At 73.0% G+C, this 25,797-nt stretch carries 25 protein-coding genes; 12 read left to right on the forward strand and 13 right to left on the reverse strand.

The annotated features are described in order from the left end of the window. Positions 1-77 precede the first annotated feature (77 nt). Both CP984_RS35695 and CP984_RS35700 read right to left on the reverse strand, forming a co-directional pair. Complete coding sequence (locus CP984_RS35695; RefSeq protein WP_030019934.1) at positions 78-284, reverse strand: DUF5999 family protein; 207 nt, start codon at positions 282-284, stop codon at positions 78-80. A 364-nt stretch (positions 285-648) separates the two neighbouring features. Then, the gene (locus CP984_RS35700; protein WP_003984959.1) at positions 649-1,236 is read right to left on the reverse strand and encodes a hypothetical protein; all 588 of its coding nucleotides are present in this window, start codon (positions 1,234-1,236) and stop codon (positions 649-651) included. 619 nt (positions 1,237-1,855) lie between these two features. On the opposite strand from CP984_RS35700, the gene CP984_RS35705 reads away from it, so the two are divergent. Next, positions 1,856-3,379 (forward strand): glutamate-cysteine ligase family protein, encoded by a 1,524-nt coding sequence (locus CP984_RS35705; protein WP_003984958.1) that lies wholly within the window; start codon positions 1,856-1,858, stop codon positions 3,377-3,379. Positions 3,380-3,721: 342 nt separating this feature from the next. Next, positions 3,722-4,477 (forward strand): CPBP family intramembrane glutamic endopeptidase, encoded by a 756-nt coding sequence (locus CP984_RS35710; protein WP_050509581.1) that lies wholly within the window; start codon positions 3,722-3,724, stop codon positions 4,475-4,477. A gap of 98 nt (positions 4,478-4,575) precedes the next feature. Here CP984_RS35710 and CP984_RS35715 read toward each other — a convergent pair whose 3' ends face one another. Next, positions 4,576-5,400 (reverse strand): PhzF family phenazine biosynthesis protein, encoded by an 825-nt coding sequence (locus tag CP984_RS35715; protein WP_003984956.1) that lies wholly within the window; start codon positions 5,398-5,400, stop codon positions 4,576-4,578. A 129-nt stretch (positions 5,401-5,529) separates the two neighbouring features. Further along, positions 5,530-6,333: an aminotransferase class IV family protein gene (locus CP984_RS35720; protein ID WP_003984955.1), complete on the reverse strand. Its 804-nt coding sequence runs from the start codon at positions 6,331-6,333 to the stop codon at positions 5,530-5,532. A gap of 134 nt (positions 6,334-6,467) precedes the next feature. Here CP984_RS35720 and CP984_RS35725 point away from each other — a divergent pair, with 134 nt between their 5' ends. Beyond that, entirely contained in the window at positions 6,468-6,812 is a 345-nt protein-coding gene (locus CP984_RS35725; protein WP_003984954.1) for a MerR family transcriptional regulator, read from the forward strand. Between the two features lie 18 nt (positions 6,813-6,830). On the opposite strand, the gene CP984_RS35730 is transcribed toward CP984_RS35725, so the two are convergent. Next, the gene (locus tag CP984_RS35730) at positions 6,831-8,093 is read right to left on the reverse strand and encodes an MFS transporter (RefSeq protein WP_003984953.1); all 1,263 of its coding nucleotides are present in this window, start codon (positions 8,091-8,093) and stop codon (positions 6,831-6,833) included. Between the two features lie 346 nt (positions 8,094-8,439). Between CP984_RS35730 and CP984_RS35735 the strand changes: the two genes are divergently transcribed. The 4 genes from CP984_RS35735 to CP984_RS35750 all read left to right on the forward strand — a co-directional run bounded on the left by CP984_RS35735 (position 8,440) and on the right by CP984_RS35750 (position 12,215). Beyond that, positions 8,440-9,042, forward strand: a complete 603-nt coding sequence (locus CP984_RS35735) for a PadR family transcriptional regulator (RefSeq protein WP_030177897.1) — start codon at positions 8,440-8,442, stop codon at positions 9,040-9,042. A 215-nt stretch (positions 9,043-9,257) separates the two neighbouring features. Further along, positions 9,258-9,788 carry a Clp protease N-terminal domain-containing protein gene (locus tag CP984_RS35740; RefSeq protein ID WP_003987445.1) on the forward strand — a complete coding sequence of 177 codons (531 nt, stop codon included), beginning with the start codon at positions 9,258-9,260 and terminating at the stop codon, positions 9,786-9,788. 91 nt (positions 9,789-9,879) lie between these two features. Further along, the gene (locus CP984_RS35745) at positions 9,880-10,971 is read left to right on the forward strand and encodes an EamA family transporter (protein ID WP_078575165.1); all 1,092 of its coding nucleotides are present in this window, start codon (positions 9,880-9,882) and stop codon (positions 10,969-10,971) included. Positions 10,972-11,210: 239 nt separating this feature from the next. Further along, positions 11,211-12,215 (forward strand): DMT family transporter, encoded by a 1,005-nt coding sequence (locus CP984_RS35750; protein ID WP_030177893.1) that lies wholly within the window; start codon positions 11,211-11,213, stop codon positions 12,213-12,215. Between the two features lie 50 nt (positions 12,216-12,265). Here the strand turns inward: CP984_RS35750 and CP984_RS35755 are convergent, their stop codons facing one another. Further along, entirely contained in the window at positions 12,266-12,907 is a 642-nt protein-coding gene (locus CP984_RS35755; protein WP_003987379.1) for an FMN-binding negative transcriptional regulator, read from the reverse strand. An 11-nt stretch (positions 12,908-12,918) separates the two neighbouring features. Beyond that, positions 12,919-13,590 carry a pyridoxamine 5'-phosphate oxidase family protein gene (locus tag CP984_RS35760; RefSeq protein ID WP_003987380.1) on the reverse strand — a complete coding sequence of 224 codons (672 nt, stop codon included), beginning with the start codon at positions 13,588-13,590 and terminating at the stop codon, positions 12,919-12,921. A 35-nt stretch (positions 13,591-13,625) separates the two neighbouring features. Between CP984_RS35760 and CP984_RS35765 the strand changes: the two genes are divergently transcribed. Further along, on the forward strand, positions 13,626-14,957 hold the full coding sequence (locus CP984_RS35765; protein ID WP_078575167.1) for an aminotransferase class I/II-fold pyridoxal phosphate-dependent enzyme: 1,332 nt from the start codon (positions 13,626-13,628) through the stop codon (positions 14,955-14,957). A 99-nt stretch (positions 14,958-15,056) separates the two neighbouring features. Then, on the forward strand, positions 15,057-15,584 hold the full coding sequence (locus CP984_RS35770) for a GNAT family N-acetyltransferase (RefSeq protein ID WP_003986708.1): 528 nt from the start codon (positions 15,057-15,059) through the stop codon (positions 15,582-15,584). Here CP984_RS35770 and CP984_RS35775 read toward each other — a convergent pair. Further along, positions 15,538-16,536 (reverse strand): DMT family transporter, encoded by a 999-nt coding sequence (locus CP984_RS35775; protein WP_226048737.1) that lies wholly within the window; start codon positions 16,534-16,536, stop codon positions 15,538-15,540. The two genes, CP984_RS35770 and CP984_RS35775, sit on opposite strands and share 47 nt — an antisense overlap. A gap of 74 nt (positions 16,537-16,610) precedes the next feature. On the opposite strand from CP984_RS35775, the gene CP984_RS35780 reads away from it, so the two are divergent. Beyond that, on the forward strand, positions 16,611-17,519 hold the full coding sequence (locus CP984_RS35780) for a LysR family transcriptional regulator (protein WP_003986712.1): 909 nt from the start codon (positions 16,611-16,613) through the stop codon (positions 17,517-17,519). Positions 17,520-17,562: 43 nt separating this feature from the next. Beyond that, entirely contained in the window at positions 17,563-18,099 is a 537-nt protein-coding gene (locus CP984_RS35785) for a GrpB family protein (RefSeq protein WP_003986713.1), read from the forward strand. Positions 18,100-18,415: 316 nt separating this feature from the next. Here the strand turns inward: CP984_RS35785 and CP984_RS35795 are convergent, their stop codons facing one another. The 3 genes from CP984_RS35795 to CP984_RS35805 all read right to left on the reverse strand — a co-directional run bounded on the left by CP984_RS35795 (position 18,416) and on the right by CP984_RS35805 (position 22,178). Beyond that, positions 18,416-19,843: a carboxyl transferase domain-containing protein gene (locus CP984_RS35795; RefSeq protein ID WP_003986714.1), complete on the reverse strand. Its 1,428-nt coding sequence runs from the start codon at positions 19,841-19,843 to the stop codon at positions 18,416-18,418. Between the two features lie 88 nt (positions 19,844-19,931). Further along, the gene (locus CP984_RS35800; RefSeq protein ID WP_003986715.1) at positions 19,932-21,386 is read right to left on the reverse strand and encodes an acyl-CoA synthetase; all 1,455 of its coding nucleotides are present in this window, start codon (positions 21,384-21,386) and stop codon (positions 19,932-19,934) included. 318 nt (positions 21,387-21,704) lie between these two features. Next, complete coding sequence (locus CP984_RS35805; protein ID WP_003986716.1) at positions 21,705-22,178, reverse strand: pyridoxamine 5'-phosphate oxidase family protein; 474 nt, start codon at positions 22,176-22,178, stop codon at positions 21,705-21,707. Positions 22,179-22,334: 156 nt separating this feature from the next. On the opposite strand from CP984_RS35805, the gene CP984_RS35810 reads away from it, so the two are divergent. Further along, positions 22,335-22,991, forward strand: coding sequence for a cysteine hydrolase family protein (locus CP984_RS35810; RefSeq protein WP_003986717.1), 657 nt, complete (start codon positions 22,335-22,337; stop codon positions 22,989-22,991). A 31-nt stretch (positions 22,992-23,022) separates the two neighbouring features. Here the strand turns inward: CP984_RS35810 and CP984_RS35815 are convergent, their stop codons facing one another. Both CP984_RS35815 and CP984_RS35820 read right to left on the reverse strand, forming a co-directional pair. After that, a complete protein-coding gene (locus CP984_RS35815; RefSeq protein ID WP_030177887.1) occupies positions 23,023-23,538 on the reverse strand; it encodes a Rieske (2Fe-2S) protein in 516 nt (171 codons plus the stop codon). A gap of 225 nt (positions 23,539-23,763) precedes the next feature. Beyond that, entirely contained in the window at positions 23,764-25,767 is a 2,004-nt protein-coding gene (locus CP984_RS35820; RefSeq protein ID WP_003985122.1) for a S9 family peptidase, read from the reverse strand. Positions 25,768-25,797: the final 30 nt, after the last annotated feature.

The raw sequence follows: 25,797 nt of genomic DNA on the forward strand, positions 1-25,797 counted from the left end.
GTTGTCCGTTGTGCTGAGTTGTGCGGTGCTCTGTGCCGTGTTGTGCGGTCGCCCGCGGTGGCGCCGCCCGTGAAGGATCAGGCGGCGGTGGCCACGTGCGGTGTGCCCAGCACCCGGTGCGGCGCGATGACCTGGCCGTCCGGCAGCAGTTCACCGGTGTCCTCGAACAGGAGGACACCGTTGCACAGCAGGCTCCAGCCCTGCTCCGGGTGGTGCGCCACAAGATGGGCGGCCTCCCGGTCGGCGGAGTCTGCGGTCGGGCACGGTGGTTGATGCTGGCACATGGATGAGATCTTTCGCTGCGATGTGGTCTGATTCGTCCTGCGGCTCGACGCGATGCTCATGGCCGCTCCCCCGTTTCAGTAGGTCGATACCAGTGTTGCCCCACGGGCCGGATTCCGCAGGGATTTGGCTGCAGCGGCACTCACTAGATAATGACGCATCACCCGTGCGGTCGGTTCATTTCAAGTACGGGACGTTGACGGGGCGTTGGGAGTGACCCGGCCGCGTACTCCGCGTGGGTGAGCGCAGCGGAGCGCCCCGCGTCCAAAAGGGCGCGGGGCGCGAACCTGTGGAACGGTGTGCATCTGTGCGCGGTTGCGGTGGTACGACGTCGGCCGCTCGCCGCGGAGAACCCCCTGCGGAGCCTCAGGCCGGTGACCCCAGCAGCGGTACCGGGGCCAGGCGCAGGGTCAGCCGGGGCAGCAGATCCGCCACCCGGTGCGGCCGGTGCGCCGCGATGCCCGGCGGGGCCGGCGCCAGTGGTACGAGGACGTCGCCCGGCGCGGGCACGCCCTCGGCGCCGTCGGCACCGACGTCGTGGTGCAGCCACAAAGTGAGCATGTACAGCTCCGGCACGGACAGCAGCCGGGGCTGGTACGGAGTCGGTACGGACTCCGCCTGACGCAGTGCCCGTTCGGTCGATGTGACGTAGGGGCCCTCGCAGAAATGCGAGAAGGCCCAGCCGTCCGCGGTGAGCATCGCCTCTGCGGTCGCCACCGCGCGTTCCCCGTCGCGGATCAGGAAGCGCCAGCCGGTCAGCCGGGTGCGGGGCGGGCCGGCGGGGTGGCTGACATCGTCCAACACGTGGACGGGCAGGGGCAGTTCGGGGGTGAGGGGGCCCTGGTGGGCACGGAGGGCGGGGGTGCGGGCCTCACGCACGGCGGTGGGGGAACCGAGGGCGGCGAGGACGCTGCGGAGGGCGGGCGCGGGGGCAGGGGGAACATGCAGCGGCATGGTGGGTCGCCTCTCACTTGGGAGACACGGTGGTGCTGGGCAAGTGCGGACGTCGTCGTCAGCGTCGGGGACAGAGCGCCAGTACATGGCCGATCGGGGACGTCGGCCCGGCGGGGTTCAGCCGCTTTGCCGCAGCCCCGGTGGAACACCGCGACGCTGGGCGCCAACTCTCTGCCTCGTCAGCGAAGTTTATACGACGTGTGTTCACCAAGTGTTTCGTCTAGCCGCTCCGGAGATTGTCGGCAAGGCGGAATCCGGGCCGGCCGGAGAGGTGTTTTCGGCGCCTTTGTGCGGTGCCCGGCGCGACTGCCTCGTATTCCGTCGTGAACACGGTAGGCCGGATCCGGACGGTCTTTTTCCGGATCTCGACGGCGTTTACTGCCACGCGCCGATCCGATCTCCGAACCGGGCGGTATGCCCTCGGAATGTGCCAGCCTTCGTGTCTGATCGAGCCTATCGGTTCCGGCGCATGTCCGAGGCGTTATCGATCGGATTGCCGGGCATCATCGACCGTAGCGCGATCCCCTGGCGCCGCCGGGGAGACCGGCGGACCGGGCGCCGTGGCGGGTCCCGGGAGGCCCGCCGGGCCGGGCCCGTCGTCACGAGGAGGGACGCTTCGATGGGGGAGAAGGTTGCGGCGGGCGGGATCGACCTCACCGACCCGCAACGCTATCGAAGAAAGCTGCGGGAGTGTCTGGCGGGATTGCGGAGACTCCTGGACGAGAAGCGGTTCGACCGCCCCAAGAACCTGATGGGGCTGGAGATCGAATTGAATCTCGCCGGTCCCGACGGGCTGCCGCGGATGATGAACTCCCAGGTCCTGGAGCGCATCGCGAGCCGTGATTTCCAGACTGAACTGGCCCAGTGCAATCTGGAAGTCAATATCCTGCCGCACCGGTTGTCCGGACGGGTCCTCGATCAACTCGCCGAAGAACTCCGCACCGGCCTGGGCTATGCCGACCGCAAGGCCGCCGAGGTGGCCGCCCGTATCGTGATGATCGGTATTCTGCCGACCCTGGCCGCCGAGGACCTGGTCGCCTCCAACCTCTCCGAGATCGACCGCTACGTCCTGCTGAACGACCAGATGCGCGCCGCGCGCGGCGAGGACTTCCAGATCGAACTGGAGGGCGTGGAACGGCTGGTCTCCACCTCCGCCTCCATAGCGCCCGAGGCCGCGTGCACCTCCGTGCAACTGCACCTCCAGGTCACCCCGGGCCGCTTCCCCGCCGTCTGGAACGCGGCCCAGGCCATCGCCGCCGTACAGATAGCGGTCGGCGCCAACTCGCCGTTCGTCTTCGGCCGCGAACTGTGGCGCGAATCCCGCCCCCCGGTCTTCCAGCAGGCCACCGACGTGCGCCCGCCGGAGCTGCGGGCCCAGGGGGTACGCCCGCGCACCTGGTTCGGCGAGCGCTGGATCGACGCCCCGTACGACCTGTTCGAGGAGAACCTGCGCTTCTTCCCGCCGCTGCTGCCGATCCGCTCGGACGAGGAACCCCTGGCCGTACTGGACGAGGGCGGCATACCGAGCCTGGCCGAACTGGTCCTGCACAACGGCACCGTCTACCGCTGGAACCGCCCGGTGTACGGCGTGGCCGACGGCGTCCCGCACCTCAGGGTCGAGAACCGGGTCCTGCCCGCCGGACCCTCCGTCACCGATGTCATCGCCAATACGGCCTTCTACTACGGGCTGGTGCGCACGCTGGCCGAGGAGCAGCGGCCGGTGTGGACCCGCCTGCCGTTCGCCACCGCGGCCGAGAACTTCGACACCGCGTGCCGCCGGGGCATCGACGCCGTACTGAAGTGGCCCCGCGGCCGGTCCGGCGGGCTCGCCGAGATTCCCGCCGTACGCCTGGTACGCCAGGAACTGCTGCCGATGGCCGCCGACGGGCTGGACGCCTGGGGCGTCGAACCGGCCGACCGGGACCATTACCTCGGCGTGATCGAGGCCCGCTGCCGGCGCCGCGTCAACGGGGCGTCCTGGCAGACCGCCGCGTACCACCACGCGCTCGGCCGCGGCCTGGACCGGGGCGCGGCGCTGGCGGCGATGACCCGGCGGTACAGCGAGCTGATGCACTCGGGTGAGCCGGTGCACGCATGGCCCGTCGAGTGGGCGCCCAGGCCGGTGTCGGCGGGGCGGGGCTGAGAGGCTCGCCTGCGTATACGGCCGGATACGGCTCGTCCTCGTCCGTCAACGATGTGCCACGTCCCGACGCGATTCCGCATGCCCCCCGCCGGGGCCTTCCTGGACGGCCCGGCGCCCCCGTACCGCTCGGCCGCGGCCGGCGTCGGGCAAGCTATGACGTTCCAGCGCGGAAGCACCGACCGGCGGACCGCGGTGGTGGGATACCGCGGTGGTGCGGAACGTCGTAGTGCGGAACTGGAGGCAGCTGTGCAGTCGGACGCGAGTCCCGTGACCGGTGCGGGATCCCCGGGCCGGGGGCGGCAGGAGCCGGACGGAGGCCGGGGGGACGGCGCGGACGGCGGGCTGCCGCGGCGGCTCCTGCGCAACGAGACACTGCTGGTCCTGGCGCTCTCGCTCGGCGCCAGCGGCGTGTCGGCGCTCATCAGCTTCATCGGGTCGCTGACCAAGCCGGGCGGTCTCAAGGACCAGGCCGCGATGATGAACTCCTCGCAGGCGCCGGGCCGCCCGTGGCTCGATCTGACGTGGCAGCTGTTCGGCATCGCCACCGCGCTCGTCCCCGTGGCACTGGTGGCGCATCTGCTGCTGCGCGAGCGGGCCGGCGGCCTGCGGGCGGTCGGCCTCGACCGGCGCAGGCCCGGATTCGACCTGAGCCGCGGCGTCTGCGTGGCGGCGGTCATCGGCGGTAGCGGCCTGTTGCTGTACCTCGGCGCGCGGGCGGCGGGCTTCAACCTCACGGTCGTGCCGGAGGCGCTGCCCGGCGTGTGGTGGAAGGTGCCGGTGCTGGTCGCCTCGGCCGTGCAGAACGCCGTGGTCGAGGAGGTCATCGTCGTCGGCTACCTGCTGCGGCGGCTGGGGCAGCTCGGGTGGACCCCGGTGGCGGCGCTCGCGGCGAGCGCGGTGCTGCGCGGCTCGTACCACCTCTACCAGGGCATCGGCGGCCTTGTCGGCAACATGGTCATGGGCGTGATCTTCGTACTGCTGTATCGGCGTTGGGGACGCGTCGGGCCGCTGGTCGCCGCGCACGCGCTGATCGACACCGTGGCGTTCGTGGGGTACGCGGTGCTGGCGGGGAAGGTGGGGTGGCTGCCGACGGCGTGAGGACGGCGGCGCGGGGGCCGGGCCACACGGCCCGGCCCCCGCCCCCGATCCCCGCCCCCCGTTGCCCTGCCCCCGTTCCCAGGGCGTGGCGAGGAGTCTCAGGGCGCGGTGAGCAGTTCGCCGTCGATGACGGTGACGGCCGAGCCGGTCAGCAGCGTACGGTCGCCGCGCAGCGTGGTACGGACGAGGCCGGTGCGGTGCGCCGGGCCCTGGTGGCCGACGAGCGTGTCACGGCCCAGCCGGGCCGACCAGAACGGCGCGAGGGCGGTGTGGGCGCTGCCCGTCACCGGGTCCTCGTCGATGCCGACGGCCGGGAAGAAGCCGCGGCTGACGAAGTCGTAGCCACAATCGGCCGCTTCGGCCGCGGCGGTGGCGATCACACCGCGGCCGCCGGGCGAGGCGAGGGCCGCGAAGTCCGGCTCCAGGGCCCGTACGGCCTTCTCGTCGGCCAGCTCGACGAGGAGGTCGCCGAGGTTCGCACCGGTGTCGTACGCGCCGAGGACCTCCGTGCCCAGCGCCTCGGCCACGACCGGCGGCACCTCGACCTCGGTCAGCGGGGCCGTCGGGAAGTCCATGGTGATGGCGCCGCTGTCGTCGGCCGTCGTCGTCAGCACACCGCTGCGGGTGGCGAAGCGGACCGTGCCGGTGGCGGCACCGGTGGTGTGCAGGACGTGTGCGGTGGCCAAAGTGGCATGCCCGCAGAGGTTCACCTCGGCGGCCGGGGTGAGCCAGCGCAGGGCCCAGTCGGCGTCGCCGCCCGCGGGCAGCGGGTGGGCGAAGGCGGTCTCGGAGAGGTTGACCTCGGCGGCGACCTGCTGGAGCCAGGCGGTGTCGGGGAAACCGGCGGCGCCGAGCAGCACGACTCCGGCGGGGTTGCCGCCGAAGGGGCGGTCGGTGAAGGCGTCAACGATGCGGATCCTCATAGCGGGGAGTCTAGGAGGGCCGCTTCGGTCGTCTGTAAGGCCAATCGCGGATAAGTGGACTGGTTTGGGATACGGGTGAGGCGGCACATCGGTGCCGCGCCTGCCGTGACCGGCCGCCCGCACCGCCTCTCAGGGCGCGGTCAGCGGCTCCGCCTCGTACGCCCGGTGCAGCAGCTCCAGGAAGTCCGGTGCTTCCGGTACGGACACGGACCCGACCCGGTGTACGGCCACGCCCGGCGTCCAGGAGTTCATGACCACGGCACCGGCCAGCCCCGGCAGGTCGGCGGGGGTGACCTCCTGGACGCGCTGGGGGACGCCGAGCCGGTCCAGCTGCCGCCGGACGATGCCCATGGTGGTGCCGGTCAGTATCTCGGCCTCGGGCCAGACCACCGAGGTGCCGTCCCAGAAGGCCAGGTTCCAGATCGTCGCCTCGCTGAGACGGCCGCGGCGGTCGACGAAGGCGGCGTCGTCGAAACCCTGGCCGGCAGCCTGGCGGAGGAAGTACTTCTTGGAGACCTCGCCGACGTGCTTCACGGCCGGAAGGGCGCGCTCGTGCTCGACGGTGGTGAGCGCCAGCGGCCCCTCGGGGGCGGACGCGGCCGGGCCCGTACGGACGAGGACATCGAGCCGCACATCGGCACCGAACGCGGCGAACTCGCCCCCGGGCGCGTACACGAAGGCCAGCAGCGACACATCGTCCGGCCCGGCCTCCAACGCCGTCCGCAGGTAGGCCCGCACCTGGTCGTCCGGCACCGCCCGCCCGAACAGCTCCAGCGAAGCGGACCGCAGCCGCTCCAGGTGCAGGTCGAGGCCCCGGACCCGGCCGCCGCGCACCTGCATGGCGGTGAAGTGCGCGTAGCCCGCGAAGGCGAGCGGCGCCAGGTCGTCGGTGGTCGCGGCCTGGCCATTACGGTGAACGGCGAAAGAGGTCATGTCCTCACTCCAGCGGTACGGAATCGGAAGGGAGCGAACAGCTGTGGTCCGGCGGGTCGCGGAATGTTCGCTCCTGCACGCGACGTTAAGGGTTCACATCAATGGAAAGGTCAACCTCGGATGGGACGGGGCACATGCTGATCGGGGAGTTGTCGCGGCGTACCGGGGTCAGTCCGCGTCTGCTGCGGTACTACGAGGAGCAGGGCCTGCTGGAGGCGCGGCGCGCCCCGAACGGTTACCGCTACTACGACGAGGACACGCTCCTGACCGTCCGCCAGGTACGCGCCCTGCTGGAAGCGGGGCTCACCACCGAGGTGATCCGCGCCGTACTCCCGTGCGCCCGGGGCGAGCAGCCGAAGTTCGAGATGTGCGTCGACGTACAGGCCATCCTGAGCCAGGCCCTGGAGGCCACGGACGAGCGCATCGACGATCTCCAGCGCAGCCGCAGCACGCTGGCGGGGTACCTGGGGCAGGGGTGAACCGTCGGTGCGCGTCCGCTATGCGGGCGCGGTGTCGGCGGTGCTCACGAGGCCCTTCCCCAGGCGCGCCAGCGGCGAAAACGCCATGCACAACGGCGACAGCGACAGTCCGACGACGGCCACCAGCAGCGCGGTGCGCAGTCCCCACTGGTCGGCCAGCCGCCCGCCGAGCAGCGAACCGAGCGGGGCCAGCCCCATGCCGACGCAGTTGACCGGGGCGACGACCCGGCCCTGCACGGGCACGGGGGTGACGGCCTGCCGTACGGACATCATGGTGACGTTCACCAGCTGACTGAACGCACCGAAGAGGAAGTTGACGCCCACGAGGGCGAAGACCGTGCCGGGGCCGGAGCCGCGCAGCGCCGGCACGCAGAGCAGCACGCCGTCGGCGAGAGCCGCCGAGAGCACCAGGACGACGCCGTAGCCGTATCGCTTCGGCAGCCGCGCCGACAGCAGCGACCCCGCGACCGCCCCCGGGCCCATCGCCGCCAGCGCCAAACCGACGGCAGTGGCCGACAGGTGCAGCCCACGCGGCAAAAAGAGCAGGTAGACGGTCATCATGGCGGCGAAGAAGAACTGGAACGCGGCGGAGGCCAGGCACACGGCGCGCAGCACGGGGTGGCCGAAGACGAGCCGGAGGCCCTCGTGAATCCGGTGCCGGACGCGGGCGGGCCGCCCGACGTGTCCGGGTATCGGCTCGCGGCGGCGGATGCGGCGTATCGACAGGAAGGACAGCGCGAAGAAGATCGCGCCGGCCGCGGCGGCGAAGGGCGCCGACACCAGCGCCGCCAGCGCCCCGCCGAGCGCGGGCCCGCCGGTCTGCGCCGCGGACCGGCTGCCCTCCAGCGCGCTGTTGCCTTGCGCCAGCTGATCGGGCCTGACCAGACGTACGAGGGAGGTCTGGTACGCCACGTCGAAGAAGACGCTCAGGGCGCCGACGAAGAAGGCGGCGACGACCAGCGTCAGCATGCCGAGGACGCCGAGCAGATACGAGCCGAGGACGACGGCCAGCGCCAAGGCCCGGCCCAGGTCCGCCGCCATCATGACGTCACGGGACCGCCGGCGGTCCACCCAGGCGCCGACGAAGAGCGACAGCAGCAGAACCGGCGCTTGTTCGACCGCACGCAGCACACCGAGCCGGGTGGCGTCCGCTTCGAGTGCCAGCACGGCGATGAGCGGCAGCACCACCTGAGTGGTGCGCTCCCCGAACTGGGAGGCGGCCTGGCCTGCCCAGAGACTGCGGAAATCACGGTCGCGCCACAGACTCGGCGCACCGGGCATGTCCGCTCCTCAGGGTCGCGTGCCCAGGGAGGCTAACCGCCGCCCGCGCGCCGGGGGAAACGTTTTTCGACGGGTCAGGGCCGCAGGTGAGCCGCTCGGCGAGCTCCTCCCGAGCATCACGATGTCGTCGGCGTGGTCGGCGGCGGTTCGTACACCGCTGACCAGCATTTTTCCGTGGCCGGGAGCAATCCGCGCCGGTGCCGGACGGGCGTGTCCGGCCACGAGCCTTGTCAGCCGAACAGTTCCGATATATCGTTGAAGCATCGCGAACGATCAGAGTGATGTCGCGAGTGATCAAAGATGCTATGCCGACAAGACGGCAAGAAAACGAGAAAGGAGCGTTGTCATGCGTTCCCACGGACATGAACAGCACGGACACGGCCGGCGGGGCGGCTGGGGCGACCACGAAGGACGGTTCGAGGGGCGGCGCGCCGCGTTCGGACCGTTCGGGCCCCCCTTCGGCGGCCCGCCGTTCGGCGGCCGGGGCCGCGGCGGCGGGCCGCGCGGCCGGGCCCGGCGCGGCGATGTGCGCGCCTCGATCCTGGCCCTGCTGAAGGACCGGCCGATGCACGGATACGAGATGATCCAGGAGATCGCCGAGCGCAGTGGCGGCACCTGGAAGCCGAGCCCCGGCTCGGTGTACCCCACCCTCCAGCTCCTGGAGGACGAGGGGCTGATCAGCAGCGCCAGCGAGGGCGGCAAGAAGCTCTTCTCGCTCACCGAGGCCGGACGGGCGGAGGCGGAGAACGTCGCCGACGCCCCCTGGGAAGAGGCCGGCCGCGGCGTCGACTGGGAGGCCATGAATGAGATCCGCAAGGCGGGTGGCGGCCTGATCGAGGCGTTCCGCCAGGTGTGGGCCACCGGTACGCCCGAGCAGCGGGAGAAGGCCATCGCGGTGGTCAACAAGGCCCGCAAGGAGCTGTACCTGATCCTCGCCGAGGATGAGTGATCCCCTCGCCGTCCGCCGCACCGCGGTGAGGCGTGACGATGGCGAGTGAGCGTGCCCGGGGCCGTGGCCGGAGACATTCCGGCCCCGGCCCCTTCGCATGCCGTCCCTCCTCCGCAAGGAGGAGACCGCTCGAAGCGGCGCCCAACCACGGGTGGATGCGCAAATGCTTCCCGCCGGGGATGTTCCGGGCGACAGTGGCTGGTGGGGTGGGGACTGTGCAAAACCGTACTGCGTACAACAGCGGAGGAGGATCTCCGTACGAGGACCTCGAAACGCAGCTCACCGTCGAGCTGACGTCGGTGGTCTCGGCCGCCCGCAGGCGGGCCACGCGGGACGGTGATCGCCAGGTGGACACCGCCCACCTGCTGCACGGACTCCTGGAGTCGGACCCGTCGGTACGGGCCGCGTTCGACGGCGGGCCGCAGGTCGCCCGGCTGCTCGGCTATCTCGTCCAGCGCAGCATCGGCTACGGACTCCAGTGGCACGGCACGGTCGAGGACTCCGGCGCGGTCCCGGTGGTGACCGAGGGGGCCGTACCGGGCTGGTCGCCCGCGGCGGCGGCTGCCCTGGACGGCGCACTCGACCGCGCGCACGCCCGGTACGCGACCCACGCCACCTGTCTCGACCTCCTCGCGGCCCTCGTGGACGACCCCGAGTCGCGCGCCGTCGAGGTGCTGCGCCGGGCCTCGGTCGACACCGTACGGCTGGCCGCCCGGCTGGACGGGGAGCGCTCCGGGCAGGACTGACCGGGCCGGTATCACCGGGCAGGCGTGACCGACCAGGAATGACAGGCCCAACAGGGGTGACGCTGCTGACGGCTCCTGTCATGATGTGCCGATGCGCGTGACTACGGGGGATCAGGCCGGGGCTCAGGCCGTCTCGGCGGCGGAAGGGGACTGGGGGCAGCCCGGGAGCCCGGAGAAACCGGCGCCCGATGGTGGCCCCGCGCGGGCCCGGAACCTCGGTCTCCTCCTGGCGCTGATATCCGCCTTCGCCTTCGGCGGTTCCGGCGTGGCCGCCAAGCCCCTGATCTCGGCGGGACTCGAACCGCTGCAGGTCACCTGGCTGCGCGTCGCGGGCGCCGCGCTCGTCATGCTGCCCGTCACCTGGCGGCACCGGCGCCTGCTGCTCCGCCGCCCCGCCCTCCTCCTCGGCTTCGGCCTGCTCGCGGTCGCGGGCGTGCAGGCGTGCTACTTCGCCGCGCTGTCCCGTATCCCCGTCGGCGTCGCGCTGCTCATCGAATACCTCGCGCCCGCACTGGTGCTCGGCTGGGTCCGGTTCGTCCAGCGCAAGCCGGTCACCCGGGCCGCCGCCGTCGGCGTCGTCCTGGCGGTCGGCGGTCTGGCCTGCGTGGTCGAGGTGTGGTCGGGGCTGAGTTTCGACCCGGTCGGACTCGTCCTGGCCCTCGGCGCCGCCTGCTGCCAGGTCGGCTACTTCGTACTCTCCGACCACGGCAGTGAGGGCGAGGACGCGGCGGACCCGCTCGGCGTGATCGCGTACGGACTGCTGATCGGCGCGGTGCTGCTGACCGTGGTCGCGCGGCCCTGGGAGATGGACTGGGCGGTGCTCGGCGGCAGTACGGACATGGCCGGGACCCGGGTGCCCGCGGTCCTGCTGCTCGGCTGGATCGTGCTGATCGCCACCGTGCTGGCGTATCTCACCGGCATCCTGTCCGTGCGCCGGCTCTCCCCGCAGGTGGCGGGCGTGGTGGCGTGTCTGGAGGCGGTCATCGCGACCGTGCTGGCCTGGGTGCTGCTCGACGAGCACCTGACCGCGCCGCAGACCGTGGGCGGGGCGGTCGTCCTGGCCGGCGCGTTCATCGCACAGTCCGCGACTCCGAAGGGGGACGGGGCGGAGGGGGCGGGCGGGTCCGCGGCCGGAGGCTCCTCGGTGGACGCCCCGACGCCGGACCGCACCTCGTATCGCTGATCCCGCCGGCACGCGTCCGGCATCCGGCCCGGCCTTGTCGGCCGGTCGGCCCGCCGCATAAGGTGCCGATCATGCATGCGACCGTGCTGCCCCCTCCCGCCGCCTAGCGCGGGCGGCGGCCTCCGAGGAAGTACCGGTCCGGGGCGGTTCCCGGACAGGTCGTCGCTGCCCGCATACGGGATCACGCGACCATTTCACGGCGCTCGGCGCCGTCCCGGAACTCCCGGAGAAGCACAGTCATGCATGGTGTCTCTTCCCCTGCCCTGCCCGTGGGCCGGGGCCTGTTGTACGTGACCTTCGCCGCGACCGCCTGGGGTACGGCGGGCGCGGCCGCCGCCCTCCTCTACCGCAGCAGCGGCCTGGGCCCCCTCGCACTCACCTTCTGGCGTACCGCGGGCGGCCTCGTGCTGCTGCTGGCCGCACGGGCGGTGCTCCGCCGTCGTACCGGCAGCGCGGTTTCTTCCCTAAGCCGCGGTACGGCCGCGTCCCCTGACCCGCTGTGGCGCCGCGCCGGGCGGATCGCCCTTACGGGGAGCGCGCTGGCCGTCTTCCAGGCCGCGTACTTCGCGGCCGTCGAGGACACCGGACTGGCCGTCGGCACGGTCGTGACCATGGGGGCCGGCCCCGTCCTCATCGCGCTCGGCGCGCGGCTGACCATGGGCGAACGGCTCGGTGCCGGTGGTGTCCTGGCGGTCGTGGGCGCCCTGTGCGGACTGGCGGTGCTGGTCCTCGGGGGCGGCGATTCCGGTACGGTGCGGCCCGCCGGGGTCGCCCTGGCGCTGCTCTCCGCCGCCGGCTGCGCCGTGATGACGCTGACCACCCGCCGCCTGGGCCGGGCCGGAGGCACAGCCGATCCGTACGGTCCGACCATCAGGGCCTTCGCCGTCGGCGCGCTCTGCCTCCTGCCGCCGGCCGCGGCCGAAGGACTGTGGCCGCAGGCGCACGACCTGGGCCGCAGCCTGCTGCTGATGGGCTACATCGCCGCCGTGCCGACGGCGTTGGGCTACGGCCTGTACTTCGCGGGGCTGGCGGCCGTCCGCGCCGCCACGGCCTCGGTGATTTCGCTGGTCGAGCCGGTGTCCGCGGCGGTGATCGCGGTGCTCGTCCTCGGTGAGGAGATGACGGCGGGCACGGTTGTCGGGACGTGCGTGCTGCTCGCGGCCGTCGCGGGTCTGGCTGTATCGGAGGCGCGGGGCGCGGTGGCGGACCGTACGGCCGCACCGGAGCCGGTGACGGCGCGCTGATCCGACCAGGGGGAGGCCGCTCGGCCTCCCCCACGGGCCCGTCGGCGCCGTCAGCTCCGCCCGGCCCCCAGCCTTCGCTGCTGATGGGCGCGCGCTTGGGCGTCGCGGGGCGCGTCCCGCTCGGCCAGGCGCGCCGAGATGCGCTGCTGTACGGCCTCGGTCCGCTTGCCCGCGTACTTGAACTTGGCGCGTACGTCCGTCACTTCCAGCCGGAGCCCCCGGATGCCGGGCAGCTGGCGTCCGTACGGCGGGCCGTCCGCGGTGACCGGCGCCGAGCCGCCCTCGGGCTGGAAGTGCCCTATCTGGCGTTCCAGTAGAGCGGCCTTCTCCTGCGGGTCGTCCACGATGTGGGCGGTGCAGGTGAGTTGTACGGCGGCGTAGAAGCTGGTGGGCACGCCGTGCTCGGGCGGGTCCTCTTCGGCGGCCTGCCACGGCCCGGGTATGAACACGTAGTCGTCCACCACGCTCAGCAGTACGGTCGGGGCGGCCTCCAGAGCCCGCCATATCGGGTTGGGGCGGGCGAGGTGGGTGACGGCTTCGCGGCGGGCCGGGGCGTAGGCGAAGTGCAGGGGCTGGACGAGGGGCGGGGCGCCCGCCGGCCCGTTGACGGCGAGCTGGCCGAAGTCGTGCCCGGCCAGCCAGTCCTGCCACTCGGCGTCGTCGGTGGGGGCGTCCCACGGGTGGATCAGCATGCCGCCCTCCTTCAGCGCGCGGAGAGGTACGCGGGTTCGGCGATGCCGGGGGCCAGGGAATCGGCCGGTACGGGGGCTCCGTACACGGGGGAGACAGGCAGGACGCCGCTCCAGTAGGGGAGCGTCTCGTCCTCGGGCTCGTCGTTCGGGCCGCCGGTGCGGACCTTGGCGGAGACCTCTTCCAGGTCGAGGCGTATGACGGCGGTGGCGGCCAGTTCCTTGGCGTTCGCGGGCCGGGAGTCGGCCGCGCGGCCGGGCAGGACGTGGTCGACCAGGGCGTCGAGCGCGGCGGTCTTCTCGTCCGGGTCGGTGACCTGGTACGCGGTGCCGTGGACGACGACGCTGCGGTAGTTGATCGAGTGGTGGAAAGCGGACTTGGCCAGGACCAGGCCGTCGACGTGGGTGACCGTGACGCACACGGGCAGCCCCGGCCCGGCCGGCTCCCCGGCCATCCGCAGCGGACGCGAGCCGGTCGATCCGTGCAGGTAGAGGCGGTTGCCGACGCGGCCGTACAGCGTGGGCAGGACGACCGGGGCGCCGTCGCGGACGAATCCGAGGTGGCAGACGTACCCCGCGTCGAGGATCGCGTGCACGGTCGTGTGGTCGTAGCCGGCGCGCTCCCGGGCGCGGGTCGGCACGGTGCGCTCCGTCCGGGCGAAGGAAGGGCCCTGGGCCTGGGGCATTGCGAACTCCATTGCACTAGTACATAATGAGCTTTGTGCTAGGAGAGTATCGGATCGAAGGGCGGCGCGCATCGGAGATTGCCGCCAGCGTCGAGCGAGCCATCGGTGCGGGCGAGCTCCAACCGGGCGAAGTCCTGCCCCCCATGCGGCAGTTGGCCGTCTACCTCGAAGTCAATCCCAATACGGTCGCGTCCGCGTACCGGACCCTGCGGGACCGCGGCGTGATCGAGACGGCCGGCCGCCGGGGCAGCCGGGTGCGTCAGCGCCCGGCGAGCACCGCACGGGAAGCGGCGCTGGGCCCTGTGCCGCCCGGCGTGCGTGACGCGTCGGACGGCAACCCCGACCCCGCCCTGCTGCCCGCCCTCGGTGAGGCGCTCGCCGCGGCCGCCGCCCGCAGCGCGCGGCGGCCCACGCTGTACGGCGCCCCCACGGTCGCCACGGAGCTGGAACGGCTGGCCCGCGCCGCCTTCGAGGCCGACGGGGTGCCGAGCGGCGCCATAGCCGTCACCTCGGGCGCGCTGGACGCGATGGAGCGCGTGCTCGGCGCGCATCTCCGCCCCGGCGACGCGGTCGCCGTAGAGGACCCGGGCTGGGGGAGCCTGCTGGACCTCATTCCCGGACTCGGGCTGCGGGTCGTGCCGGTCGCGGTGGACGACGACGGCCCGCTGCCCGAGCAGGTCGGCCGTGCGATACGCGAGGGCGCGCGGGCGCTGGTCGTCACGGACCGGGCGCAGAACCCGACCGGCGCGGTGCTCGGCGCCGAGCGCTCCCGGGAGTTGCGGCAGGTCCTGGCGGACCACCGGGACGTGCTGCTCATCGAGGACGACCACGGCCACGACATCGTCGACCTCCCGCTGCACCCGCTCGCCGCGGCCACCGACCACTGGGCGCTCATCCGCTCCACGGCCAAGGCGTACGGCCCCGACCTGCGGCTCGCCGTGCTGACCGGCGATGCCGTGACCGTGGACCGGGTGCGCGGGCGCCAGCGGCTCGGTCCCGGCTGGGTGAGCCATCTGCTCCAGGACGCGGTGGTGCACCTGTGGCGTACGGGAGCGGTGGACCCGAAAGCGGTCGCCGACGCCTACGGCAGGCGCCGGGACGCCCTGATCGACGCTCTGGCGGACCGCGGCGTCCGAGCGTGCGGGCGCAGCGGGATGAACGTATGGATTCCGGTGCCCGACGAAACCGGCGCGGTCGCCCGCCTGCTGCACGCGGGCTGGGCCGTAGCACCCGGCGCCCGCTTCCGCCTGCACTCGCCACCCGGCATACGCGTCACGATCTCCGGCCTCGCGGAACACGAACTGCCGGAACTGGCGGACGCCATCGCCACCGCCGTCGCGCCGAAGGAGGCACGCCGGTACGACTGATGCTGCTGGAGGGCGTAGGCATACGGCCGTGGGAGGGGGAACGATGCTGATTACGATCGCACGATGCCTGATCAGAGCTTTCTTGTCTATGGTCCTCGGGTGGCCATCCGTCATATCTCCTTCGAGGACCGGGAGGAGATCGCGGCCCTCGACCGGGAGAGCGCCGCGCTGCACCGCCCGTGGGTCCCCGCTAGGGCCACCACGCCGGACGCCTTCCGTGAGTACGTCGCCAGGTTCGACCGGCCCACCCACGAAGGGTTCGTCGTCTGCCTGCGGGCCAATGGCGCGATCGTCGGCGGCATCAACATCAACAACATCGTGCGGGGCGGTATCCAGAGCGGCGCCCTCGGCTATGTCGCCTACGCGTCCACCACCGGGCGCGGCTATATGACCGAAGGGCTGCGCCTCGTCGTCGAGTACGCCTTCACCGCACTGGGGCTGCACCGGCTGGAGGCCAACATCCAGCCGGGCAACACCGCGTCCGTCAGGCTCGTCGAACGGCTCGGCTTCCTGCGCGAGGGCTACTCCCCGCGCTTCCAGTACGTGGACGGTGCCTGGCGCGACCACGAACGCTGGGCGATCACCGCCGAGACGACCGGTCACGCCGCCGCGGACGGCTCTGCGTGAGGGCCGCGCCGGCCAGGACGATCAACGCGCCGACGGGAGTGTTCCAGCTGAGCGGTTCGCCGAGCAGCGCGACACCCGCCGCGGTGGCGATCACCGGCACGAAGTAGGTGACCATCTGGGCGGTGGTGGGGCCCACCTCCGCCACCAGCCCGTACTGCAACAGGAACGCGAAGCCGGTGCCCAGGGCGCCGAGCGCGACCACCGCCAGCAGGGGCACGACGGGAAACGAGACCGGAACGGAGGTGAAGAGCGCGGTCACCACCCCGACCTGGGCGGTGGCGAGGAGCATCTGGGTGCCGGAGAGGGCGACATTGGAGTCCTTGGCCCCGGCGAGCGTACGCCGGACGTAGATCCAGCCGACCGGGTAGCACAGCGACGCGCCCAGGGCCATCGCCGTACCCGCCGGATCCGTGCCGGAGAAGCCCTGCCAGGCGCCGAGCACGGTCAGCACACCCAGGAAGCCGAGCCCGAGGCCCGCGACCCGGCGGCGGGTGGGCCGGTCCTCGGAGAGGGCGACCAGCGACAGCGCCATGCCCCACAGCGGAGAACTGGCGTTGCAGATGCCGGCCAGCGTGGAGGGGATGGTCAGCTCGGCGTAGGCGAACAGGGAGAAGGGCAGGGCGTTGAGGAAGAACGCGGCGACCGTGAGATGACCCCAGGTCCGCGCGGAGCGGGGCAGCCGCTCACGCTTGGCCACCAGTACGGCGACGAGCACCACCGAACCGAACGCCAGCCGCCCGAAGGTGACCTGGAGCGGCGCGTACCCCTGCGTGCCGACCTTGATGAAGAGAAAGCTGAAGCCCCAGACGAGGCACAGGACGCCGAACCGCAGCCGCCAGTCGAGCGCCCGGCGCCGCGCGCCCCGCGACGCGGGGGAAGGGGAGGGGGAGGCGGTGGTGGGGACCGCGGGGGCGGCAGCCGGGCCGGCCGGGGAAGGGGTGGTGGTGCTCATGGCCTCTACGATGGTGCTCGCCTCTTCGTAGAACAAGCGAGATTTTATGGGAGGCACCGCTTAGCATCGCTTACATGTTGAACCTCGATCGTCTGCGCACCCTGAGCGCGGTGGCCCGGCACGGCTCGGTGAGCGCGGCGGCGGAAGGGCTGCACGTCACCACCTCCGCCGTGTCCCAGCAGCTCGCCAAGCTGGAGCGGGAGACGGGCCAGCAACTGCTGGCCAAGAACGGGCGCGGCGTACGGCTCACCGACGCCGGCCGGCTGCTGGCCGATCACGCCGTGCGGATCCTCTCGCAGGTCGAGCTGGCCCAGGCCGACCTGGAGGCGCACCGCGGGCAGGCCGTCGGCGAGCTGCGGCTCGGCGCCTTCCCCACCGCGGCGCGCGGCCTGTTCCCCGGAGCGCTGGCCCGGCTCCGCGTCGACCACCCCCAACTCCGGCCGCGGCTCACGGAGATGGAGCCGGACGCCTCGGTACGCGGCGTGGTGCGCGGCGACATCGACCTGGGCGTCGTCCTGGACTGGCACAACCGGCCGCTCTCGCTCCCCGAGGGCCTGGCGAAGGCGCCGATCCTGGACGACCCGGCCGACGTGGCCATGCCGGCCGATCACCCCCTGGCCCGGCGCCGCTCGGTCGTCCTGGAGGACTTCGCCGACGACGAGTGGATCTCCTGGCCGCAGGGCGAGTTCTGCCACGACTGGCTGATGTTCACCCTGCGCGGCCAGGGCATCGAGCCGCGCCTCTCACACATGGCGGAGGAGCACCACACCCAACTTGCGCTGATCGAGGCCGGGTTGGGTGTCGCGGTGGCGCCCCGCCTGGGGCGCGGGCCGGTGCCCGCCGGGGTGAGCGTGGTGCCCGTACGGCACACGATGCGGCGGCACGTCTACGCCATCTGGCGCGCCGACGCCGACCGCCGGCCGTCCATCCGCGCCGCGGTCACCGCGTTGCAAGAGGCCGGGAAGGAGGTCGAGGGCCGCTGAAAAACCCGGGGTCGGGCGCCGGGCCGATGGCACAATGACGCGCATGGGCGAGCGGATCATCGAGGTAGTCCCGTACGACCCGGCCTGGCCCGCGCAGGCGGCCGAGGCGATCATGGACGTACGCGGAGCACTGGCCGGGGCCATCACGGAGATCGAGCACATCGGCTCGACCGCCGTCCCCGGACTGGCCGCCAAGCCCATCATCGACCTGATGGCCGCGGCCGGGCAGTTCGCCGCCGTCGAGGCCCGCGAAGAAGCCCTGTCCCGGCTCGGCTACCGGCGCGACCACAACGGCATGGCCAACCGCCTCCTGTACGTGCGCGGCGACGACCGCCGCCGGACCCACCACCTGCACGTGGTCACCCTGGAGAGCTGGCCCTCCCGCAACCAGCGCATCCTCCGCGACCACCTGCGCAAGTACCCGGCGGACGCCGCGCGTTACGCCCGGCTCAAACAGTCCCTCGCCGCCACCGGCGCCTCGTCCGACACCTACACCGAGGCCAAGACCGAACTGATCCAGGAACTGACCGACCGCGCCCGCGCGGAGCGGGGGCTGCCTGCAGCCCCGGTCTGGGAGTAGGGGAAGGCGCAGACGTAGCGGCTTCAGGGCGTCAGGTCGGCTTGCAGCAAGCGCGGCGACGTGCCGAATCCATGGCGCGCGCACGCCCGGATGGCGCGGTCGCTGGAATGCACCGTCACGCGTTCGAGCCCGTAGTCGTGCGAGGCCCAGCACCGCGTCGATGAGGTGTCCGCCCAGCCTGACGTCCCGCTCGCCCATGCCGATGACCACTTCGCCGCGCGCCATGACCACGCAGTGGTGCGAGGACGCGTTGCCCCGGCGGGGCAGCGGAGCGGCGAGTGGGAGAGGAGGGTGATGGGGTAGGGGCCGGCCCTGGTCACTCGGAAGGGGCGGGCGGGACGATGCCCTGGATGATGCCGAGGTCCAGCAAATCCTGTGGGCGCAAGCGTAGTTGGTCGGCCGTATCGCGCACCGCGTTGGCGTCGCGCTTGAGGATGGCGGCGGCGGATTCCGGGGCGATGACGGAGAAGTAGCTGTCCGGCGTCGCCCACAGCGCGTCCGGCGCGGCCAGGGCCAGCGCACCGCCGGCCCCGCCTTCCCCGATGAGCAGCGAGGTGACGGGCGTACGGACCGAGGCCAGCGCGGCGAAGACGTCCGCGATGGCCGCGCCCGCACCCGCGCGCTCGGCATCCGGGTCGTTGGCCGCGCCCGGTGTGTCCACCAGCGTGAGCACCGGTATGCCGAGCCGGTCCGCCAGCCGGATCAGCCGGGCGGCCGTACGGAAACCGGCGGGGCGCACAGCCGTACCGCACTGCGCGGCGAACGCGGTCGTGCGCCCGTCGCGCCGGCCGAATCCGCAGCGTATGCCCGTGTCGGTGCCGCCGCAGCGATCACCGCTGATCTCCTCCCGCCAGTCGAAGTACGCGTCCAGATACGCCGCGGCGCGCGGTCGCCGCTCGTCGCGGGCCGCACACACCGCCGCCCAGCCGGAAGCCGGAAGGTCGGAGGAGCCGAGGGCGTGCAGGGGTAGAGGAGGGGGCGGCGCGACTCCGGCAGGTCCGGAAGCCGCAGGTCCAGGAACCGCAGGCCGTCCAACCGCCCCAGGCCCAACTGCTCCGGGCCCGACCGCCCCACCCCCAACCCCCAGCAGCCCCAACCACCGCCCGAGCGTCGTGCGCAAGCGGTCCGGCGGGACGATGGCGTCGATCTGGCCTGCCGCCAGCTGGCCTTCGGCGCTGTACGCGTACGGGTCGGCGTCCGCCGGGCGTACCCGTGAGCCGGCGAAGCCGATCTGCGCGCCGGGCAGGGCGAGGACGACATCGGCGCCTGCGCCGAGCGTCGCCCAGCCGCCGCCGGTCGTCGGGTCGCGGACCACGGCGATCTGCGCCAGACCCGCGGCGCGGGTCAGCGCGGACTGGGCGGCCACGCGCTGGAGTTGGGTGAGCGCCCGCATGCCTTCCTGCATGCGGCTGCCGCCCGTGGCGATCAGCGACACGACCGGCAGGCGCAGCTCACGGGCGCGGGTGTAGGCGGCCACCAGCCGGTCGCCGGTGCGCTCCCCGAGGGAGCCGCCGAGGAATCCGAACTCGAAGGAGATCAGCACGGTCGGCACGCCGTCGATCCGGGCGGTGCCGCTGATCACGGACTCGCGTTCGCCGGTGCGCTCCCGGGCCCGCTGCCGCGCGGCGCCGTACCCGTCCCAGCCGAGCGGCCCGTCATCGGCTTCTGGCGCGCTGGTGGGCGGCGCGGCGTCCTCGGCCTCCGGCGCCGGGAACTCGGTGAAGTCCTCCGTCACCACGGCCACCGCCTCGCGCGCGGACCAGCGCGGCGACGGCCCACCCGAGCCGCCCGAGGCGCCGCCTGATCCGTCCGGCCCGTCCGGCGGCGAGTCCCTACGCACGGAGGTCCCGCTTCAGGATCTTGCCCATGTCGTTGCGCGGCAGGGCCTCCAGGAAGTGCACGACGCGCGGGCGCTTGTGCGGGGCGAGCTGCCGGGCCACGTGGTCGGACAGTTCGGCCGCGGTCGGGACGGGGGCGCCGTCGGGCGCGGGCGCCGGCACGATCCAGGCGACGATCCGCTCACCCAGGTCCTCGTCCGGCTCGCCGGTCACCGCGGCCTCGCTCACGCCCGGGTGCTCCAGCAGCGCGTTCTCGATCTCGCCCGCGCCGATCTTGTACCCGCCGCTCTTGATCAGGTCGGTGGCCTTGCGGCCCACGATGCGGTAGTTGCCGGCCGCGTCGCGGGTCGCCATGTCACCCGTACGGAACCAGCCGCCGTCGAAGGCCGCCGTGGTGGCGTCCGGGCGGTTGAGGTACTCGACGAAGAGGTTCGGGCCGCGGACCTGGATCTCGCCCACCGTCTCGCCGTCGCTGTCCTCGACGGCTTGGCCGGATTCGTCGACGAGCCGGACGTACACCCCCGGCAGCGGCACGCCGACGCTGCCGGGCGCGGGCTCGCCGTCGGCCCGTACGCTCGTGTTCATCAGGGTCTCGGTCATGCCGTACCGCTCGATGACGCGGCAGCCGGCGGCCGCGGCGAGCCGGTCGTGGTCGCTGCGCGGCAGCGCCGCCGAGCCGGACACCAGCAGCCGGGCCCCGCCCAGGGCCTTGGCCAGCGCCTCGTTCTCCCCGGCCTCGACGGCCAGGCGGTGGTACATCGTCGGTACGCCGAACAGCATCGTGCCGTCCGCGGCCAGCTCCCGGGCGACGCCCTCGGTGCTGAACCGCCCAAGGTGGTGCACGCTGCCGCCGCGCCGCAGCGGCCCGAGGACGCCCAGCACCAGGCCGTGCACATGGAACAGCGGCAGTCCGTGCACGAGTACGTCGTCAGCGGTCCACTGCCAGGCTTCCGCCAGCGCGTCGAGGGTGTGCGCGACGGCCCGGCGGGGGATGACGACGCCCTTGGGCGGGCCGGTCGTGCCGGACGTGTAGACGATCAGGGCGGGGGACTCGGTGTCCGGCTCGTACGGCAGGGGCGGCACCTCCTCGTCGGCGCCGGACAGGTCCACGTCGAGGCGGGGGAGCGCGGCCAGCGCGCCGGGCAGATCGGCGTCCGGCTCGGACAGTACGAGCGAGGGGCCGCTGTCCGAGACGATGTGCGCCAGCTCGCTCTCGCCGATCTTCGGGTTGACGGGCACGGCAGGCACCCCGGCGAGCAACGCGCCCACCACGGCGACGGCGGTCTCCAGCGTGGGGGTGGCCCAGACGGCCACTCGGGGCGCGTCGCCCAGGCGGTCGGCGAGCCGGCCCGCCACCGCGGCCAGTTGGCGGTAGCTGAGCGCACGCTCGCCGAAGCGCAGTGCGGGCTGTGGCGACGCATCGCTCAGCGCCGGAAAGAGCACGTTCACCAGGTCTCCCTCGTCCTCGTCGTCCCACGTCGGTGCTGCCCGCCCGGACCTGCCGGAAACGGGCCGACCCCACCACTTTGGCAGAGACCACCGACAACGCGATCACACGGCACCGCGAGGAAGCACACCGGAGCCGCGCCGCCCGGACGCGGCACCGGGCCCGGCCTCGAAACGTCCTCGGAACCGTCCTTGAAGCCGGGCTCGGAAACAGCCCTGGGAACACCCGGTCACCGCGCCACCCGCCGCACCGCCCACCGCGCCACCCGCCGCACCGCCGCCCCCCCCGCACCGGACCGCCCGGCTCACCCGGTCACCCGCTCACCCAGCGAAACCCCCCATCTTGCGGAAGTCCCAGGACACCACCGCATCCGGAACCAGCCGCAGCCACGCGTGCCGGCCGTCGTGCGGCATTTCTTCCAGCCCGAAGTACTTCATGGCGAACAATCGTTCCGGCTTGCCCAGTTCCGGGCAGGCGCCGCCCGTCCGCGGCACCTCGCCGACGATCTCCGCGCGGCCGCGCAGCTCCGCCCCGCGCAGCTCCCCGTAGTCGTGCCCGTCGTCGACGGCCACCGCGATCCGGGGGTCCTTGCGCAGCTGCGCCCACCGCTTGCTCCGGGTGACCGAGTACAGCCAGAGCGCCGTGCCGTCCCAGACGAACCACAGGGGGCCGATGTGCGGCGTACCGTCCTCGCTCACCGTGGCCACCCGGCAGGTGCGCTGCTCCGCCAGGAAGGCGTCCAGTTCCCGCGGCGTCATCATGACGCGGCGTCCGCGCCGCTGTGTGCCGGTCATCCGTCGACCACCTCCGCTGTGCGGCGGCCGGGCGCGGCCCGCACCGGCCTGTCCGCGTGTCGGGAAGCATGCTGGGGTGTCTTCCTTACGGACGCAATGGCGGCTACGCTCGCGCGGCCCACGGGCGTACGACCACTCACCAGGAGGGCCGATCCGATGCCATCAGGCGCGCGCCTCTTCGAGCTGACCGATCCGGCGACGACGGCGCTGCTCACGGTCGAGTGCCAGCGCGGGGTCGTCGGACCGGACAGCGCGCTGCCGGAACTCGCCGACGCGGCCCGCACGTCGGGTGCCCTGGGCCGGGTGGCCCGGCTGGCCGCCGCCGCGCACGACGCGGGCGTGCAGGTCCTGCACGCCGTCGCCGAGCGCCGCCCCGACGGCCGGGGCGCCAACCGCAACGCGCGCCTGTTCGCCGCCGCCGAGCGCCTGCCCGTACAGCAGCTCGCCGGTACGACCGCGGTACGGATCGCCGACCCGGTGCCCGTCTCCGAGGACGACCTGATCGTCCGCAGGCTGCACGGCCTGTCACCGATCGCCGGTACGGGCGTGGACCCGCTGCTGCGCAACCTCGGCTGCCGGACGCTCGTGATCGTCGGGGTGTCGGCGAACGTGGCGGTCCCCAACGCCGTCTTCGACGCGGTCAACCTCGGCTATACGGCGGTGGTGCCCGCCGACGCCATCGCCGGCGTACCGGCCGACTACACCGCGGCGATGGTCCGGCACACCCTCGCGCTCGTCGCCACGGTGACGACCACCGAAGAGCTGCTCACCTGCTGGAAGCGCCCGCGCCGGACCCGGCCCGCCGCCGGGTGAACCGCCCGGCCGCCGCCGACGGGCGGCCCCGTCAGCCCAGCTTGATCGCTCCACCCTCCACGCTCACCTTGGCCGCGGGCAGCCCCTGCGTGGCGGGACCATGGCGGACGCTGCCGTCGTCGATGGCGTACTTGCTGCCGTGGCACGGGCAGTTGATCGTGCCGCCCGCCACCTCGTTCACCAGGCACCCCTGATGCCGGCACACCGCCGAGAACGCCTTGAACTCGCCCGCGGCGGGCTGCGTCACCACGACCTTGCGGTCCTTGAAGACCTTGCCGCCGCCCTCGGGGATGTCCGCGGTCTTCGCCAGCGCATCCCCGGCCGCGCCGCCGCCCTTCGACGCGCCGCTGTCCCCGGCCCCGTCACCCCCGGCCGCCGCCGACGACGACGGCCCGGACGGTGCGGACGACGCGCTGTCGCCGTACCCTTCCGAGCCGTTCCCGCACGCCGCGAGCGCGGCGGCCAGCCCCGCCGCGCCGGCCGCCGCGACGACCGTACGGCGTCCTGTTCCCGCGCCCGTCCGCGCTGACGCTGCCTGCTGGGTCATGATGTGCCTCCGGCTCTCGGTGCCTGTTCCAGGCCCGTGGGCGCCGCGTCCGTCCCGTGAGCGGTGCGCGCCACGTGGTCCGTGCGTCCCATGGGCGTTGTGGAAGTTCCATACGGATACGGAGCCACGGCCGTTCAGTTCCCGCCGCGCGCCGGGCAGAAGACCAATCCCCGCTTAGCGCGCCACGCAGCGGATAAAACCCCGCCCGGCACGTCGCGCAGCAGATCACACCTTGCCCAGCGCCTCCAGCAGGAAGTCGCGTTCGAAGCGGAGCAGGTTCTCGCGGACCGCCGGGTCGCCCACCGAGTGGCCGGCCCCCGGCAGCGGCAGCACGCTGTGCCGCTTGCCGGCGGCCAGCAGTTCCGCGGAGAAGCGCAGGGTGTGCGCGGGTGCCACGTTGTCGTCCGACAGCCCTTGGACGAGGAGCAGCGGACGGCGCAGCAGGTGGCCCGAACCCACCAGGGAGGAGCGCGTGTAGTGGTCCGGTGCCTCCTGGGGATGGCCGAGGTAACGCTCCTTCCAGTGGGTGTCGTACAGCCGCTGGTCCGTGGGCGCGGCGCCGGCGACCGCCGCGTGGAAGACGTCGGGGCGGTGCAGGACCGCGGCGGCGGACAGGAAGCCGCCGAACGACCAGCCGCGGATCGCCACCCGCGTCAGGTCCAGGCACGGGAAGCGCGCGGCGGCCGCGTGCAGCGCGTCGACCTGGTCCTCCAGTACGGGCGTGAGCTGGTCGCCATGGACGGTCTTCTCCCAGGCGGGCCCCCGGCCCGGGGTGCCGCGCCCGTCCGCGAGCAGTACGGCGAAGCCTTCCTCGGCGAACCACTGCGCCACACAGACGAACCACTCGCGCGCCTGTATGGCGACCTGGATGCTCGGCCCTCCGTACGGGCAGAGCAGTACGGGCAGCTTGCCGCCCGCGTCGCGGTCGTACCAGGACGGCAGGTACAGCGCGCCGCGCAACTCCCTCTCCCCGAGGACGAGGTGTACCGGACGTGGAGTGACGACCGGATCTTCGCCGAGCGAGGCGATGCTTCCGGAGCGGGCGTCCTGCCCGCGCTTGTGAACGTCGGTCACCGGCCCGTCCGGTGTGAGCCCGGTCAACACCACCGTGCCGCCCCCGACCACGGCCGTGAACACCCCCGGCTGCCCGCTCAGCCTGCGCAGGCCGTCCTCCGGCCCCCACCGCCACACGTGGGTCGTCGTCGGCTCCTCACTGGCGGTGAACCACACTTCCTCGCCCACCACGGCGACGACCTCGCGCACCTGTAGTCCGGGCGGCGTGACGGTACTGCCGCCCACCCTCAGGTGCCGCGTCCCGGCTGTGTCCTCGGGCAGGACCAGCGCTCCCGAAGCCGTACGGGCCGGAGTCCCGGGCACGATCTCGACCCAGGCGGCGTCGGTGCGCTCGTGCAGGACCTCGGTCGCGCCGGTGGCCTCGTCGACCGCCAGTGTGCGCAGCGTGCGCTGGTCCCGGCTCTGTACGCCGACGAGCGGCCCGTGCCCGTCCCAGGCCGCACTGACCAGGTACTCGTATGCGTCCCGGTCCCCGCCCACCTCGACACGCGGCGCCTCGGAGCCGTCCACCGGCACGATGTGGAGCGACACGTCCGCGTTGGCCGTCCCCGCCGAGGGGTACGGAACGGCGCGCGGCGCCTGCTCCGGGTGCGCCGGGTCGCTGATGTAGCGCCGCGCCACATGGGAGGTGTCGACCCTGGCCACCAGGATGCGGCGGCTGTCGGGCGCCCACCAGTAGCCGCGCGTACGGCCCATCGACTCGCTCGCGACGTACTCGGGCAGTCCGTACGCGACGTCCGGGCCTTCCGGGGCGGCCAGTTGCCGGTCCTTCCCGTCCTCCAGGCCGACGATGTGCAGCGCGCCCCCGGTCACGTACGCGACGTACCGCCCGTCCGGAGAGGGCCGGGGATCGACGGCGGGTCCGGCGGCCGGTACGGGGAAGGGGGCGCCCCCGTCCGTACGGACCGCCCACAGCGCGCCGGACAGCGCGAAGGCCACCACACGCGCCGCCGCGTCGGTCGCGTACGCCACCACGCCGGTGGCATGCTCACGCGCCCGCTCCCGGCGGGCCCGCTCCGCCTCGGGCAGCCGGCCCTCGGAATCCGGCTCCCCTCCCAGCGACGCCGGGTCGACGATCACCCGCTCCGCCCCGTCCTCGTACAGCCACAACCGGCTCACGGGATCGCTGCCGCCGCCGGTACGGGTGAACAGCACCCGGCGCCCGTCCGGAGAGACGCCGAACCG

This window comes from Streptomyces rimosus (genome assembly GCF_008704655.1).
Classification (GTDB): domain Bacteria; phylum Actinomycetota; class Actinomycetes; order Streptomycetales; family Streptomycetaceae; genus Streptomyces; species Streptomyces rimosus.

Coding starts and splice junctions, on each gene's coding strand:
- CP984_RS35695 (WP_030019934.1), bottom strand. CDS start 284: ATGTGCCAGCATCAACCACCGTGCCCGACCGCAGACTCCGCCGACCGG.
- CP984_RS35700 (WP_003984959.1), bottom strand. CDS start 1,236: ATGCCGCTGCATGTTCCCCCTGCCCCCGCGCCCGCCCTCCGCAGCGTC.
- CP984_RS35705 (WP_003984958.1), top strand. CDS start 1,856: ATGGGGGAGAAGGTTGCGGCGGGCGGGATCGACCTCACCGACCCGCAA.
- CP984_RS35715 (WP_003984956.1), bottom strand. CDS start 5,400: ATGAGGATCCGCATCGTTGACGCCTTCACCGACCGCCCCTTCGGCGGC.
- CP984_RS35720 (WP_003984955.1), bottom strand. CDS start 6,333: ATGACCTCTTTCGCCGTTCACCGTAATGGCCAGGCCGCGACCACCGAC.
- CP984_RS35725 (WP_003984954.1), top strand. CDS start 6,468: ATGCTGATCGGGGAGTTGTCGCGGCGTACCGGGGTCAGTCCGCGTCTG.
- CP984_RS35730 (WP_003984953.1), bottom strand. CDS start 8,093: ATGCCCGGTGCGCCGAGTCTGTGGCGCGACCGTGATTTCCGCAGTCTC.
- CP984_RS35735 (WP_030177897.1), top strand. CDS start 8,440: ATGCGTTCCCACGGACATGAACAGCACGGACACGGCCGGCGGGGCGGC.
- CP984_RS35745 (WP_078575165.1), top strand. CDS start 9,880: ATGCGCGTGACTACGGGGGATCAGGCCGGGGCTCAGGCCGTCTCGGCG.
- CP984_RS35750 (WP_030177893.1), top strand. CDS start 11,211: ATGCATGGTGTCTCTTCCCCTGCCCTGCCCGTGGGCCGGGGCCTGTTG.
- CP984_RS35755 (WP_003987379.1), bottom strand. CDS start 12,907: ATGCTGATCCACCCGTGGGACGCCCCCACCGACGACGCCGAGTGGCAG.
- CP984_RS35760 (WP_003987380.1), bottom strand. CDS start 13,590: ATGCCCCAGGCCCAGGGCCCTTCCTTCGCCCGGACGGAGCGCACCGTG.
- CP984_RS35775 (WP_226048737.1), bottom strand. CDS start 16,536: ATGAGCACCACCACCCCTTCCCCGGCCGGCCCGGCTGCCGCCCCCGCG.
- CP984_RS35780 (WP_003986712.1), top strand. CDS start 16,611: ATGTTGAACCTCGATCGTCTGCGCACCCTGAGCGCGGTGGCCCGGCAC.
- CP984_RS35785 (WP_003986713.1), top strand. CDS start 17,563: ATGGGCGAGCGGATCATCGAGGTAGTCCCGTACGACCCGGCCTGGCCC.
- CP984_RS35805 (WP_003986716.1), bottom strand. CDS start 22,178: ATGACCGGCACACAGCGGCGCGGACGCCGCGTCATGATGACGCCGCGG.
- CP984_RS35810 (WP_003986717.1), top strand. CDS start 22,335: ATGCCATCAGGCGCGCGCCTCTTCGAGCTGACCGATCCGGCGACGACG.
- CP984_RS35815 (WP_030177887.1), bottom strand. CDS start 23,538: ATGACCCAGCAGGCAGCGTCAGCGCGGACGGGCGCGGGAACAGGACGC.